This is a genomic window from Arthrobacter pascens (assembly GCF_030815585.1).
Lineage (GTDB): Bacteria > Actinomycetota > Actinomycetes > Actinomycetales > Micrococcaceae > Arthrobacter > Arthrobacter pascens_A.
Genome location: NZ_JAUSWY010000001.1, coordinates 1,377,147 through 1,391,502 on the forward strand (window position 1 = coordinate 1,377,147; position 14,356 = coordinate 1,391,502).

The 14,356-nt window shown below is 65.1% G+C and carries 12 protein-coding genes; 4 read left to right on the forward strand and 8 right to left on the reverse strand.

The features are described from left to right. Positions 1-888, forward strand: a complete 888-nt coding sequence (gene nadC, locus QFZ30_RS06450) for a carboxylating nicotinate-nucleotide diphosphorylase (RefSeq protein ID WP_307074551.1) — start codon at positions 1-3, stop codon at positions 886-888. 7 nt (positions 889-895) lie between these two features. Next, positions 896-2,053, forward strand: a complete 1,158-nt coding sequence (locus QFZ30_RS06455; RefSeq protein ID WP_307074552.1) for a cysteine desulfurase family protein — start codon at positions 896-898, stop codon at positions 2,051-2,053. Positions 2,054-2,069: 16 nt separating this feature from the next. On the opposite strand, the gene QFZ30_RS06460 is transcribed toward QFZ30_RS06455, so the two are convergent. The 3 genes from QFZ30_RS06460 to QFZ30_RS06470 are packed head-to-tail and all read right to left on the reverse strand — an operon-like array spanning position 2,070 to position 4,176. Next, positions 2,070-2,621: a GtrA family protein gene (locus tag QFZ30_RS06460; protein WP_307074555.1), complete on the reverse strand. Its 552-nt coding sequence runs from the start codon at positions 2,619-2,621 to the stop codon at positions 2,070-2,072. A gap of 17 nt (positions 2,622-2,638) precedes the next feature. Beyond that, positions 2,639-3,481, reverse strand: coding sequence for a fumarylacetoacetate hydrolase family protein (locus QFZ30_RS06465; protein WP_307074557.1), 843 nt, complete (start codon positions 3,479-3,481; stop codon positions 2,639-2,641). Between the two features lie 17 nt (positions 3,482-3,498). Continuing rightward, a complete protein-coding gene (locus QFZ30_RS06470; protein WP_307074559.1) occupies positions 3,499-4,176 on the reverse strand; it encodes a DUF1684 domain-containing protein in 678 nt (225 codons plus the stop codon). A 161-nt stretch (positions 4,177-4,337) separates the two neighbouring features. Here QFZ30_RS06470 and QFZ30_RS06475 point away from each other — a divergent pair, with 161 nt between their 5' ends. Both QFZ30_RS06475 and QFZ30_RS06480 read left to right on the forward strand, forming a co-directional pair. Beyond that, entirely contained in the window at positions 4,338-5,159 is an 822-nt protein-coding gene (locus QFZ30_RS06475; RefSeq protein ID WP_307074561.1) for a hypothetical protein, read from the forward strand. A 73-nt stretch (positions 5,160-5,232) separates the two neighbouring features. Continuing rightward, the gene (locus QFZ30_RS06480) at positions 5,233-6,039 is read left to right on the forward strand and encodes a transglutaminase-like domain-containing protein (RefSeq protein ID WP_307074562.1); all 807 of its coding nucleotides are present in this window, start codon (positions 5,233-5,235) and stop codon (positions 6,037-6,039) included. Here QFZ30_RS06480 and QFZ30_RS06485 read toward each other — a convergent pair. The 5 genes from QFZ30_RS06485 to QFZ30_RS06505 form a co-directional block, all read right to left on the reverse strand. Beyond that, the gene (locus QFZ30_RS06485) at positions 6,036-6,524 is read right to left on the reverse strand and encodes a MarR family winged helix-turn-helix transcriptional regulator (protein ID WP_307074564.1); all 489 of its coding nucleotides are present in this window, start codon (positions 6,522-6,524) and stop codon (positions 6,036-6,038) included. The two genes, QFZ30_RS06480 and QFZ30_RS06485, sit on opposite strands and share 4 nt — an antisense overlap. After that, positions 6,524-7,633: an LLM class flavin-dependent oxidoreductase gene (locus QFZ30_RS06490; RefSeq protein WP_307074566.1), complete on the reverse strand. Its 1,110-nt coding sequence runs from the start codon at positions 7,631-7,633 to the stop codon at positions 6,524-6,526. The genes QFZ30_RS06485 and QFZ30_RS06490 overlap by 1 nt, the downstream gene beginning before the upstream one ends. Positions 7,634-7,763: 130 nt before the next feature. Further along, on the reverse strand, positions 7,764-10,985 hold the full coding sequence (locus QFZ30_RS06495) for an efflux RND transporter permease subunit (RefSeq protein WP_307074568.1): 3,222 nt from the start codon (positions 10,983-10,985) through the stop codon (positions 7,764-7,766). Positions 10,986-11,012: 27 nt separating this feature from the next. Beyond that, complete coding sequence (locus QFZ30_RS06500; RefSeq protein WP_307074569.1) at positions 11,013-12,515, reverse strand: malate:quinone oxidoreductase; 1,503 nt, start codon at positions 12,513-12,515, stop codon at positions 11,013-11,015. A gap of 79 nt (positions 12,516-12,594) precedes the next feature. Beyond that, positions 12,595-14,265, reverse strand: coding sequence for an ABC transporter substrate-binding protein (locus tag QFZ30_RS06505; RefSeq protein ID WP_307074571.1), 1,671 nt, complete (start codon positions 14,263-14,265; stop codon positions 12,595-12,597). Positions 14,266-14,356 lie beyond the last annotated feature (91 nt).

The following is a 14,356-nucleotide window of genomic DNA, read 5'->3' on the forward strand; positions in this document are numbered from 1 at the left end:
ATGACTGAACCCGCCAAGTTTGACCTGGCCCTTCCGTCAGCGCCTGTGCGGGAGATCCTGGAACGGGCATTCGCGGAGGATGCCCCGGCGGGGGACATCACCTCCCAGCTGCTCATACCGGCTGAAGCCCGCGCCACGGCAGTTTTGAATGCCCGCGTTCCCGGCGTCTTCAGCGGCGCAACGGTGTTCCGGGATGCCATGCTGCTGGTCGATCCGGACACCGAGGTGGAACTGCTGCTCTCCGACGGTGAAACGTTCGACGCCGGCACTCCCCTCGCACGGGTCAGCGGCCGGGCGCGCTCGGTGCTGCTTGCGGAACGCGTAGCCCTCAACCTGGTGCAGCGGATGTCCGCGATCGCCACCAAGACGGCGGAATACGTGAAGCTGGCCGAAGGCACCGACGCCAGGATTACGGACACACGGAAGACCACTCCCGGGCTGCGCATCCTGGAACGGTTCGCTGTCCGCTGCGGGGGCGGGGCCAACCACCGCTACAGCCTCTCCGATGCCGTGCTGGCCAAGGACAACCATCTCGCCGTGATGACCGGCGGCGATCCCGGCAGGCTCACCGGCCTTCTCGCAGCGGCAAAAGCACGGCTTGGCCACACCACCCACTTCGAAGTTGAAGTGGACAGGATGGACCAGATCGAACCGGTGCTGGCCGCCGGGGTGGACACCATCATGCTGGACAACTTCACGGTGGACGAGCTAAAAGCCGGCGTGGCAGTGGTAGACGGACGCGCCCGGGTGGAGGCCAGTGGCAATGTAAACCTCCAGACGGTGGCGGGGATCGCCGCCACCGGCGTGGACGTCATCTCCGTTGGCGCGCTCACCCACAGCGTGGTGGCGCTGGACCTTGGCCTCGACGTCGAGCTGACCATGGATTGAGCAGGCAATGATTTTTCTTGACGCGGCCGCCACCACGCCCGTACGACGTGAAGTGCTGGATGCCATGTGGCCCTATCTGACCGGCGAGTTCGGCAACCCGTCCAGCCATCATTCGCTGGGGGAGTCTGCCGCCGCGGCGCTCGCCGGGGCACGCGCCGCAGTAAGCGGAGTGCTGGGCTGCAGGTCCGGGGAGGTGACGTTCACGTCGGGCGGCACCGAGGCGGACAACCTGGCCATGAAGGGGATTGCGCTGGCGCGGCAGGCAACGGAGGCGCGGCTGAACCGGGTGGTGATCAGCGCCATCGAACATCCTGCAGTGGAGGAATCCGCCCGGTATCTGGAACGGTTCCACGGATTCGCCGTGGACGTCATTCCGGTCGACGGGGCCGGGCGCGTGACGCTGGAGGCGCTCGCTGCAGTATTGAGGCCGGAGACTGCCCTGGTCAGCGTGATGTACGCCAACAACGAGGTGGGAACTGTCCAGCCGATCGCCCAGCTGGCGGCCCTGGCGCGCTCGCGGGACATCCCGTTCCATACCGACGCCGTCCAGGCCGCCGGCTGGTTGCCCTTGGACGTGAAGGCGCTGGGCGTGGACGCGCTGAGCATTTCCGGCCACAAGCTCGGTGCGCCCAAGGGCTGCGGTGCGCTGTATGTCCGCGGCCGGACCCGGATTGAGCCGCTGGTTCATGGCGGTGGCCAGGAACGCGGACGCCGCTCTGGCACCGAAAACGTGGCGGGCGCCGTGGGCCTGGCCACAGCCCTGACGCTGGCGCACGCCCAGCAGCTGCAAACGGCGGAACGCGTGGCGGCGCTGCGGGACCGCTTCATCGGAGCCGTCCTTGGCACCGTTCCCCGGGCAGTCCTGACCGGCCACCCCACCGAACGGCTGCCCTCCGTGGCGTCTTTTTGCTTCCCCGGTACCAGCGGCGAATCGGTGCTCCTGGAGCTGGAGCGGCAGGGCGTGGTGTGTTCGAGCGGTTCGGCGTGCGCCGCGGGTTCGGACGCGCCGTCGCCGGTCCTTACTGCCCTGGGCATAGAGACTGAAGTAGCCCAGACCGCAGTACGGTTCAGTTTCGACTCCTCCATCAGCGCCGTGGATCTGGAGACAGCCGCCCAGGCGGTACAGGCCGCCGTCGCCAGCGTCCGGACCTTGGGCCGAACGTGACGCCTGTCCGGGCTTGCTAGCGGTGGCGGGCGCGGCGGAAGATCCAGTGGCGCAGCATAGTGAAGCGGACGGCGGTGGCCAGGAAGCCTGACAGTGTGGTGGTCCAGAGTTCATCGGCCACGGTGGCTTCCGGGCGCAGCCAGTGCAGCACACCCAGGCTGCCGCCGGTGATGACCAGGGCCACGGCAATGACGAACAAGCCGTTGAGGTGGTCCCGGGCAATCCTTCGCTGGTCTGTGATTTTGAACGTCAGCCTCCGGTTGAGGGCGGTGTTCATCAGCGACGTGAGGACCAGCGCCACAGCGTTGGCCAGTTGCGGCCCCAGCCAGGGACGCAACAAGGCATACAGCGCCAGCGATGTGGCCGTGCAGACGACGCCCACTCCCGTAAAGCGGATGAGCTGGCGGACCACCGGAAACCGAAGTACTCCACGGTAATGCCTGGTGGCCGGCGCTCCCCGCCGTGGTTGTTCGGTGCCGGACTGCTCGGTGCTGGACTGCTCAGGGCTGGACTGCTCAGTGCTGGGCTGCTGCGTCAGCTGGGCGGCGGGCGCGGCAGGGGAATCCATGGGTTAAGCCTGACACATCACGCACTGAAATTTTCCCAGGAGACGGCCTTGACCGGGTTGGTGAGTTCGCCGATTCCCTGCACGCGGCAGCTCACGGTGTCACCGGGAACAAGTGGTGCGGACTCGGCAGGGAAGCCGGTCAGGACCAGGTCCCCCGGGTGCAGCGTCATGAAGGACGTCAGGTAGACCAGGATTTCATCCACCTTCCATCCCAGATTGGCGGTGCTGGCCGCCTTCAGCTCAATACCGTTGTGGACAATGCTGACGGCCAGGTCGGCGTCATCCAGGCCGGTGACGATCCACGGACCGGCAGGAGTGAACGTGTCCTGGCTCTTTGCGCTGATCCACAGTTCGTCTGATTTCTGCAGGTCCCGGCTCGTCACGTCGTTGCCGATGGTAAAGCCCAGTACTGCGCTGCGGGCGTTCCCGGGCGTCAGGCCCCTGGCCTTCCTTCCCACCACGATGGTCAGCTCCGCCTCGGGATCCACATGGCCCGCCCCGGCAGGCAGCTCAATGGCATCACCGGGGCCGACCACACTGGTGGCTGCCTTATGGAAGGCCTGGGGCGGCAGGCCACGGCCTGCCTGGCCGGTGTTGTGCGCCATCCCCAGCACGTTGGCCGGGACGCTGGGGGCAAGAAACTGAAAGGTCTCCCGGGGCACTGAATCCCCGGTTTCCCAGCCCTTGCGCGGGGCGCTGCAGGCGTTTGCAGGGGAGTCCGGGAATGGCGTATCCACTACCGTCCACACTGTGCCGGTCCCGCCCAAGAAGTCGGCGTCACCATTTGCCACGAAGAACTGCTCTGCCGGTGATGCGGAGGACAACGGACGGACACGGGCAAGGCGGTGCGCGCCGGTCACCGTTCCCGTCGGACCGGTCAAGACCAGCCGGGCCAGTACAGTTCGCCCACCGGGATATCCACGGCGAGACGGTTGGAGGGCCCGGCGAGGGGGCAGACCCAGGCCTCGTTGTAGGCGGAGGACGGGTTGTAGGCAAAATTGAAGTCCAGCACGAATTCTGCCCCGGGACCGGAGCCGTGGACGCCGTGGAAGGCGCCCTTGGTGGTGTCCAGCAGATACCGGCCCTCACCGTAGCTGCCTCCGGGCAGGCCCGCCGTTGCGTCCCGGAAGGGAACGAATATTCCGCCTCCGTAGCCCTGCAGCTTCCACACCGCCAACTGGCCCATCTCGGGAAGGTCGAAGGTACCCAGGCGGACAAACCTGACCACGCCTTCGGTCCCTGCCTCCACGGTCATCTCCCGGCCGGCGCCCTCATTGGTCAGCGGCACATGGAAGCGGTAGATGGGATCGTAGTCGGCGGTCTTGAGCCCGGAGAAACGCGCTTTGTCCTGCTCGGTCAGCGCGGACGCCGGATGGGTGCCGAACATTCGGTCGCGTTCCTGCCGCCAGTAGGTATGCGCCTCCGCGGGGCTTTCCACGGCAATTTTCCGCACCGTGTCATACAGAGCAAAGGTCCGTAGCCGCCAGTCTGCAATATCGATGGCGGAGATGTCCGCCACGCTGTCATCGGCCGCGCCGTACTGCTCTTCCGCCATAACCACCAGCCTAGTCCCCTCCGCGGCCGCTTACGGTGCGGCCGCGACACATGGCGGGTGACCCTCCTTCATAGCCGTCCCTAGCCGGTGCGGCGGAACCCTTTGGAGAAACGCTGCTGCCCTGTCCGCGCCGGGCCGGTGCAGGCGGTTAGGCTGGCTCCATGACAGGCAAGGCAACAATGTTCGGGATGCGGATGGCGGCCGTACTGATGGTCGGGGCACTCGCCGCCGGGTGCAGCAGCCAGGGCAAAGCGGAGCCCGCCTGGACTGCACAGCCGGACACGTCAACCGCCGCGGCCCCCTCCGGCCCAGGCGGCACACCCGGCCCGACGTCGTCAGATCCTGCGGCGGGGTCTACAACGGCCGGATCAGCAACGGCTTCTGCGTCACCGGGACCCGCTGCAACGGCGTCCGCCTGGAAGTCCTTCTCGGATCCTGGCAAAACCGTCAGCTTCGAGCTGCCGGAAGAGTGGATCGCCCAATCGGTCACCCCTGAGGAAGGGACCTTGGCCGGGGCCTTGAAGATCGAGGTGAAGAAGCAGGACGGCGCAGTTGTGGCCACCCTCAGGACGGGACTGCCGCCGTCGGCGCCCGGGTGCGAGGAAAGCGCGCGCCGCTCCTACACGGTGGTCAGCAGCGTGCCTGTGGAACTTCCGGCCCTGGCCGGGGAGGGCACCATAACTCCCCACGTCGTGTTCCGTGTGATCCAGGGCTACCGGTACTTCGGCTCGTACGGCATCACCAACATCGTGGGCGGGGCCGATGGGCAGGCCTGCGAGCTGCGCAACGTAGTCCGCGGACCTGCGGGGAAGGGCGACTACTCCTTCGGCGACCTGCCCGTGCTCAAGGCTTTTGCCCCGGACGAAAAGGTAGCTCCCGCCAAGGCCTTTGACACCCTGGACCAGGCAGCAAAGTATGTGGGCGAGAACGCTGAATTCGCCAATGTCCAACGGATGCTAATGTCGCTGGAGATCAAAAACTAGTCCTGCTGCCGGCCCCACCAACGCCGGGCCAGAGCGGCGACTGTTCTGCAGCCACCTCATACCCCGGAGATATATGGAACGCAGCGTTGCCGCACGCCTGGTATTCAAGACCGTGGCCCACACCAAGGCGGCCCTGGCCATTTCAGTAGCCAGGAACCCCGGCTACACCTCGTTTCAGGAATCCCTGTCCGTGACGGCGGGCGGGGAGCAGGTCCCGTTGACGGAACTCCCGGACCACCACGGCGGACGGATCCATTACATGGAATTCGCCGACCCGGCTGAAGTCAGCGTTGAATATTCGGCAACGGTCAGCGGCCGGGCCGTCCCTGAGGACGCACCGCTGGCTGACCTGATCCGTTACGTCCGGCCCAGCCGCTATGCCGAATCGGACCGGCTGCTGCCCACTGCCTACGCCGAATTCGGTGGGATTCAGGGAGAGGAGCTGCTGCACACGGTACGGAACTGGGTGTACGGGGAGCTGAAGTACATCAGCGGCTCGTCACGGGGGACCGACGGGGCGGTGGAGACCCTCCTGAACCGGCGCGGTGTTTGCCGCGACTTCGCCCACCTGGCCATAGCGCTGCTCCGCTCAAAGGACATTCCGGCCCGTCTTGCTGCTGTGTATGCCCCCGGGCTGAGCCCCATGGATTTCCATGCGGTGGCGGAAGCCCATGTCAACGGTGCCTGGCACATCATCGACCCCACCGGCCTGGCCCCGCGGGAATCGATGTTGAGGATCACGGCCGGCCGGGATTCCTCGGACACGGCCTTCCTGTCCACGGTAGGGGGGAGCCTCACCCTGAACCAGCTCCAGATCACTGCAGTGGTGAACGGTCCCCTTCCGATGGAGGACCCGGCCAAGCTGGTGCAGCTGGGCTAAGGATCCAGCTGCCGCTGTTGCGCCGGCCGGGGACCCAACGAGTTGCGGAGCTTGTCCGTCAGCCGCTTCAGCTCCTTCTGCTCGGCGGCTGTCAGGGCAGGACCCAGCAGGCCGGAGATGTCCCGGACGTGCTCGCGGCCGATCTCCTTCTGCAGCGCCGCGCCCTCGGGTGTCAGTTTGAGCAGCACACCGCGGCCGTCATCCGGAGCCGGCATCCGCGCCACAAGTCCGCGCTTCTCCAAACGCTCCACCAGCCTGCTGAGGCTGGACTGGCTGAGCAGGACATTGTCATTGAGCTCGTTGAGCCGGAGCCAGCCGGAGGGGCACCGTGACAGCGTGAAGATCACGTCGTATTCATTCAGTGCGAGTTTACGAAAGGCAGGCGCGGCCTGAAGCTTCCGCATGACCGCGACCTGTGCCCGGAAGAGGGACTCCCAGGTCTCTGCGGCCAGGCGTACCGGGGAGACCTTGGCTTCGGACGTCATCACAGCTCCGCGGGAGCACTCGGGGTGCCCTGGGCTGCCAGCAGCGCGGCAACCCGGCCGGCGTGCGTGGGCGGGTCCGGAACGTGCGCCGGCTTGAGGGCCGCGTATTCCTTGCGGAGGACCGGGAGGACCTCCTCGCCAAACAGGTCAAGCTGTTCCAGCACCGTCTTCAGGGGCAGGCCGGCGTGGTCGATCAGGAAGAGCTGGCGCTGGTAGTCCCCGAAGTACTCACGGAAGGTGAGCGTCTTTTCGATGATTTCCTGCGGGCTGCCCACCGTGAGCGGGGTCTGGGAGGTGAAGTCCTCCAGGGACGGGCCGTGACCGTAGACCGGCGCGTTGTCGAAGTAGGGACGGAATTCCTTGACCGCATCCTGGGAGTTCTTCCGCATGAAGAACTGACCGCCGAGGCCCACGATCGCCTGATCCGCCTTGCCGTGGCCATAGTGCTCATAGCGTTCGCGGTAGAGGCCGATCAGCTGCTGGTAGTGCTCCTTGGGCCAGAAGATGTTGTTCGCGAAGAAGCCGTCACCATAGTAAGCGGCAACTTCGGCGATCTGCGGTGTGCGGATGGAGCCGTGCCACACGAAGGGGGCCACGCCGTCGAGCGGCCGCGGGGTGGACGTGAAGTTCTGGAGCGGGGTGCGGAACTTGCCGGACCAGTTGACGGTATCTTCATCCCATAGCCGGCGCAGCAGGCTGTAGTTCTCGATGGCCAGTTCCACCCCGTCCTGGATGTTCTTGCCGAACCACGGATACACCGGCGCGGTGTTTCCGCGGCCCAACACAAGGTCCACGCGCCCGTCAGCGAGATGCTGGAGCATCGCGAAGTCCTCGGCGATCTTGACCGGGTCGTTCGTGGTGATCAGCGTGGTGGCCGTGGACAGGGTAATTCGCTCGGTCTGGGCTGCAATGTAGCCGAGCGTCGTGGTGGGAGAGGAGGAGAAGAACGGCCTGTTGTGGTGCTCGCCGATGGCGTAGACATCCATGCCGATTTCCTCGACCTTTTTGGCGATGGCCACGGCCGCCTTGATGCGCTCATTCTCGGTGGGCGTGCGGCCTGTTGTGGGGTCAGTGGTGATGTCACTGACGCTGAAAACGCCGATCTGCATGATGTGCCTTCCGTTCCGGACTTCCCTGGGCTTGCTTTCACTATAACCGAGTTACATGCATTTGCATGTATCGCCGGATATAACGCAACCCCCGGGAGAATATTCCCGCACGCTTGCTCAGGCTTTCCCGCTACTCAGGTTCCCCCGCAGCGGCCCGGCGGCCGCTGATCCTGGGGGTCATGTCGGTGGTCCAGTCGCGGAACTCAGCGTCGACGTCGTCCGCCGGCCCGAACTCGGGGCGTTCGTGCATGGAACGGAGCAGCGCCATCCTTTCGCGCCGCCCCTCCACCAGCCGGTACAGCACGGGAACAAGCACCAGCGTCAGGGCCGTGGAGGAGATCAGCCCGCCGATCACCACAATGGCCAGTGGCTGGGAGATAAAGCCGCCGCCGCCTGTCAGGCCGAGGGCCATCGGAGTGAGCGCAAAGACGGTGGCAAGGGCGGTCATCAGGATGGGGCGAAGGCGCTGCCGGGCGCCCTGGGTGATGGCGTCAGCCACGCTCATGCCGGGCACGCCGTTGCGCGGCTGGCGGTATTGGTTGATGAGGTCGATCAGCACAATCGCGTTGGTCACCACGATTCCCACCAGCATCAGGATGCCGATCAAGGAAGGGAGCCCCAATGGAACACCGGTCATCAGCAGCAGCGCAACCGCCCCGGTTGCCGCGAAGGGGACGGAGACCAGGAGGATCAGCGGCTGGATCAGGGATTTGAAGGTGGCCACCATGATCACGTACACGATCGCGATCGCAGCCAGGAGAGCCAGGCCCAATTGCCGGAAGGACTCTGCCTGCTGGGTGGTGGCACCACCGATCTCCGCGGTGACGCCTGGCGGGAGCTGGACGGAGGTAAGCCGTTGCTGCACCTCAGTGTTCACCGCACCAAGGTTGGACCCCGACGGCGTCACGGACACTTTGGCGGTCCGCTGACCGTTGCTGGCGGTAATGGAGACGGGAACGTCTACCTGCTCCACCGCGGCGATGCTGCCAAGTGTCACGAAGGCACCGGCGGCCGGGAGCGGAATGTTCCGCACGGCGTCCAGGCTGGTAAACCGTTTGCCCTCACCGATCTGGACGGGAAAATCATTGGTGTCGATCCGGACCGTGCCTGCGGGGACAGGACTGATGGTGGAGGCCAGGACGCCTGCCACCTGCTCTTCATTGAGTCCGGCGGCCACAGTCTTTGCCCGGTCCACTTTGACCTGCACCACAGGTTGGCTGGCCGCGAGGTTGGTTGCCACTTCGCTGGTTCCCGGTACTCCGGTCATGGCCTGGACCATGGCATCGCTTGCCTGGCGGAGATCCTCAGAGGTTGCGGCCTTGAGGGTGATGTCAACCGTGGTTGACGTGCCGAAGCCGCCCTGTTGGGAACCTACGGAAATCTTCCCCGAATCCGCCACCTTGGCGAGCTCGGCACGGACCGTATCCTGCAGCCGGGCCTGGTTGGCCTTCTCATCGGTAACCACCGTGAAAGTGGAGTTGGACGCGCCGGAGGATGTCATCGCAGCAAACCCTGTTTGGGCGTTACCTGAGGTCACCTGGACGTTCTTCACGCCGTCGATCCCCCGGAGCACTTCCTCCAGACGGACGGCGGCCGCACTGGTATCCGTCAGGCTTGTCCCGGCCGGAAGCACCTGGCGGACGGTCATGCTGTTCTCTCCTGACCGTCCCAGGAGATCCGTCGCCAGCAGCGGCGTCATGGCCGCCGTGCCGCCGAGGACCAGCGCCGCGGCGATCAGTGTCACCACCGGGTGCTTCTGGGTCTTTGAGAGGACCGGAAGGTACCCGCGCTGAAGCAGGCTCTTCCGCTCCGCTTCATGGGCCTTTGCCCGCGCAGCGGCGGCGGCCTCACGGGCAGCCGGCAACCCGGCGGCAGCTCCTGCCGGGCTCTTGAGGAACCAGTACGCGAGGACCGGAACAATCGTCAGCGAAACCAACAGTGATGACAGCAGGGCCATGGTGACGGTCAGCGCGAACGGGCGGAAGAGTTCGCCGGCAAGTTCACCCACAAAGGCAATCGGCAGGAAGACCGCCACTGTGGTCAGCGTGGAGGCAGTGATGGCGCCCGCAACCTCGCGGATGGAGGTCAGGATGGCGGTGACTTTTTCCTCGCCGTAGCTGAGGTGCCGCTTGATGTTCTCGATCACCACAATGGAGTCATCCACCACGCGGCCAATGGCGATGGTGAGCGCGCCGAGGGTCAGGATGTTCAGCGAATAGCCCGTGGCTGACAGGCCGACGAAAGTGACCAGGAGCGAGAGCGGAATGGACACAGCCGTGACCAGGGTGGATCGGGCCGACATCAGGAACACCAGGATGACGGCGACGGCGAAGCCCAGCCCCAGCAGTCCCTCTGTGGTGAGGTCCTTGATGGACTTCTCAATGAACGGCGCCTGGTCGAACACGGGCGTGAATTTGGCGTTTGACCCGAGCTCGGCCTCAAGCTGGGGCAGCGAGCCGTTCACGGCATGGGAGATCCCGACAGTGTCGCCTTCGGGTTTCTTGGTGACGGAGACCGCCAGGGTTTCCACGCCGTTCGTGCGGGTGATGGAGGTCCGGGCATCCTCCTGCAGGCTGACGTCGGCCACGTTGCCGACAGTGGCGGCGTCCTTGGCCCCGTCAAGGGGCAGGGCTTTGATGGCGTCAAGGGAATCCACCGGGCTGCCGACCTGCAACGACAGTGTCTTGCCCTGCTCCTCGATGGTCCCCGCCGGCACCAGGGCGCCGTTGCTGCTGAGCGCGTTCCGGATGGACTGGATCGTCGCGCCCTTGGCCGCCATCGCATCGGCGCGCGGGAGGATCTGGATGTGCTGGGTGGCGCCACCTGTCACATCGGCGCCGCGGACGCCGTCGATCTTCTGTAGCCTTGGCACGCTGAGGCGCTGGAGGTCCGCGTTCAGTTCGCTGAGCGGCTTATCGGATGACACGGCCAGGAACACAATGGGGAAGTCGCTGATGCTTCCGGCGATGGCCTGCGGCTGCACATCCTCCGGAAGGGAACGCTTGGCGTTGGAGATCGCGCGGTCGATCTGGTTCCGGGCCCGGTCAAGGTTTGACCCGTAGGTGAAGGCCATGGTGATCTGCGAAACGCCGTTGCGCGACGTGGAGGAGGTGGACTCCAGCCCTTCGACGCCGTTCAGCGCCGTCTCCAGCGGTGCGCTCACCTGCTTGTCCACTACCTCCGGAGATGCCCCCGGCATGGACGTCAGGACGGTGATCCGGGGGAACTCGATGGAGGGTATCAGTTCCTGTTTCAGCGATGACATGGTGATCACGCCGAACACCGACACGAAGACGGTGACCAGCGCGATCAGGGCCCGGTTCGCAAGTGAGAGTTGTGCCAGCCGGAACATCGCGTGGACTCCTGTGGGGTTGACTGGTCAGCGGGAGGCGGAAACGTTCTCCAGCTGCAGGGCCTTGGACGTTGCCCTCTCAAGCTCCTCCGCCAGTTCCGGGCTGTCGTCAAGTTTGACGCCGTAGCCGGGCATCATGTCCTTGAGCTTGGACTGCCAGCCCTTGAAGTTCTTTGGGAAGGACTTCTGCAGCAGCTCTATCATGATGGGCACCGCGGTGGAGGCACCCGGGGATGCGCCCAGGAGGGCGCCGATGGTACCGTCGCGGCCGGCGATCACTTCGGTGCCAAACTGAAGCACGCCGCCCTTCTTCGGATCCTTCTTGATGATCTGCACACGCTGGCCGGCGGTGATCAGTTCCCAGTCGCCGTCCTTGGCTTCCGGGTAGTACTCGCGGAGCGCTTCCACCTTGTCACCGTGGCGCTTGGCCACTTCTTTGATCAGGTAGGCCGTCAGGTCCATGTTGTCCTTGGCCACGGCCAGCATCGGAATGATGTTGCCGGGGCGGATGGACAGAGGCAGGTCCAGGTAGGAGCCGCTCTTGAGGAAGTTGGTGGAGAAACCGGCGTACGGTCCGAACAGGAGCGAGCGCTTGCCGTTGACGTAGCGGGTGTCAAGGTGCGGCACGGACATGGGCGGAGCGCCCACGGAGGCCTGGCCGTAAACCTTGGCACTGTGCTGCGCCGCAAGCATCTCGTCCGTGCAGCGGAAAAACTGGCCGGAGACGGGGAAGCCGCCGAAGCCCTTGCTTTCCGGAATCCCGGAGGCCTGGAGGAGGTGAAGCGCGCCGCCGCCGGCGCCCACGAACACAAACTTCGCGTGGATCTTCCCGTGTTCCCCGGAAGCCGGGTACTTGAGCGAAAGGTCCCAGCCGCCGTCGGACGCCTTGGAGATGCCGGTGACGTCGTGGCCATAGTTGATTTCGACGCCGTTGTTCCCGAGGTAGGTGGTCAGCTCCCTGGTCAGTGCCCCGAAGTCCACGTCGGTCCCTTCAGCGGCCCGGGTGGCGGCGATGCGCTGCTGGCGGTCACGGCCCTTGACGATCAGCGGCGCCCATTTGGCAATCTGGGCGTGGTCCTCGGAGTACTCCATGCTGCGGAACAGCGTGTGAGGCTTGAGTGCTTCGTAGCGGGTCCTGAGGAACTTCGTGTTGTCCTCGCCGATGACGAAGCTCATGTGGGGGACGGTGTTGATGAATCCCTTGGGCGATCCGATCAGCGACTGCTCCACGAGGTGGGACCAGAACTGCCGGGAGAGCTGGAACTGCTCGTTGATCAGCAACGCCTTGGAAGGGTCCACGGAGCCGTCTTTGGCTGCAGGCGAGTAGTTGAGCTCGCAGAGGGCGGCGTGCCCCGTTCCGGCGTTGTTCCACGGACCTGAGCTTTCCAGCCCGGGTTCATCAAGCCGCTCGAAAAGGGAGATGGTCCAGTTTGGTTCTAGCTGCTTGATGAACGCCCCCAGCGTGGCGCTCATGATGCCGCCGCCAATCAGGACGACGTCGGCATGTTGGGTCTTGGAAATGAAAGTCACAATCAGTCTCCGATAGCAGCGGCTCTGGCTGTCACAGAATATCCCCGCGCGGCCCGCATACTGAAATTGGTCGGGCCCGTCAAGGCTTTAGCTGGACCTTTGTGAAAACTTCGTTTAAGACCGGGGAAGCCGGGTAGCTGACCACGCGGTCCGACAGCGCCAGCGCCGAGATGGGGAAGGCGATGGGGACGGCCGGGACGGAGGCTGCGATCTGGGTGTTGATGGTGTGATACTGCTCATCACGTTCCTTGCCTTCCGGCATGCCGCGGGCCCGGTTGATCTTGGAAAAGACCTGGGCATCCTGGTAGCCGAACTCGCCGTTCTTCTCGCCGAACAGCGGGCCCACAAAGTTCTCGGCGTCCGCATAGGCGCCGTTCCACCCGAGCAGGTGGAGTGCGTGGTCGCCCGGTGACTGTACTTTCTGGAGGTAGCCGTCGGACCAGGCCACGGGCACGGGCTTGATATTGAGTCCGACGGCGGTCAGCTGCCGGCTGATCTCGGCATAGACCTTCTCAGGAGTGGGAAGGTACGGCCGAGTGGCATTGAGCGGGTAGTAGAACCTCAGCTCCTCACCTGCGTAGCCGGCGTCGGCGAGGTAGGTCTTTGCTTTGGCCGGATCATGGCCCAGGGAGGGTGCATCGTTGTTGAACCCGTTGATCTTGGGCGGGACGAACTGTGAGGCCTGGGCGGTGTTGTCGATGAAGAACTTGCGGATCAGGGTGTCTTTGTCGATCGCCATCTCGATCGCCTGCCGGATCTTTGCGTCCTGGAGGATCGGAACTTCCTGGTTGATCCCCAGGTACATCACGGAGAAGGGGTCGCGCTGGACGATCTGCTTGCCACGCTTGACCAACTGATCGAAGTTATCCACGGTGACGGCGTCATACCCGTCGATCTTGCCGTCCAAGAGTGCCTGGAGGCGTGTCTGGGGGTGGTCGTAGTCAACGAAGTTGATGATGGCGATCTGGCCCCGGTCGCCCCAGTAGTCCTTGTTGCTGACTAGCCGGACGCTGGTGTCGTCCCAGGCGGAGAGGCTGAACGGTCCGGTCCCCACCGGGCTGGCTGCGAAGGCGGACAAGGCCTGCCCGCCGCGCGTCCGGTCCAGGACATCGGCAGTCCCGGAAGCGAGTGCTGCCGGGGAGGCAATGGCGAAGGCGGGAAGAGTCAGGGCCTGGAGGAAAGCGGTGAAGCGCTGGGTGAGATCGATGCGCACAGTATCGGGGGACAGCGCGGTGCAGCTCTTGAAGATCGAAAGGGACGCTTCGTCCGAGTGGGCCTTGAACACGCCCTTGAACGAACTTCCCGGCGCCTGCCGCCGGAGCGCTTCCGGAAAGGCGAACCAGCGGTTGAAGTTGGCGCATACGGCGTCGGCGTTGAAGGGCGTGCCGTCCTGGAAGGTCACCCCGCTGCGGAGCTTGAACGTGTAGGCGCGGCCGTCGTCGGACTCACTCCACTCCGTGGCGAGCAGCGCCGTGGGCTTGCCGGTGGTCTGGTCGACGCCCACCAGTCCCTCCAGGATCTGCCGCGTGATCCGGTATGACTCCACGTCATTGGAGAGCGCAGGGTCCAGGCCGAGCGGCTGGGACGCAGTGCCAAAGGTGAATGTCGCCGACGGGGCTGTGTCGGCCGGGGTTGTTGGAGAGGTCGACGTGGGCGAGGGTGCCGGGACTCCCGTGCAGGACGTTGCCGTCAACGCCAGGAGAACGGCGCCGGTTTTGATCACCGTTCGCCGCGATGTACTGCTGGGCACTCGTCTATCACCTCTGGGCTGCTGGCCGGGCACCGCGGACTGCGGAGCGAGCCCAGTCTAGTTGACGGACCTTAATGCAAAGCTGAAGGCC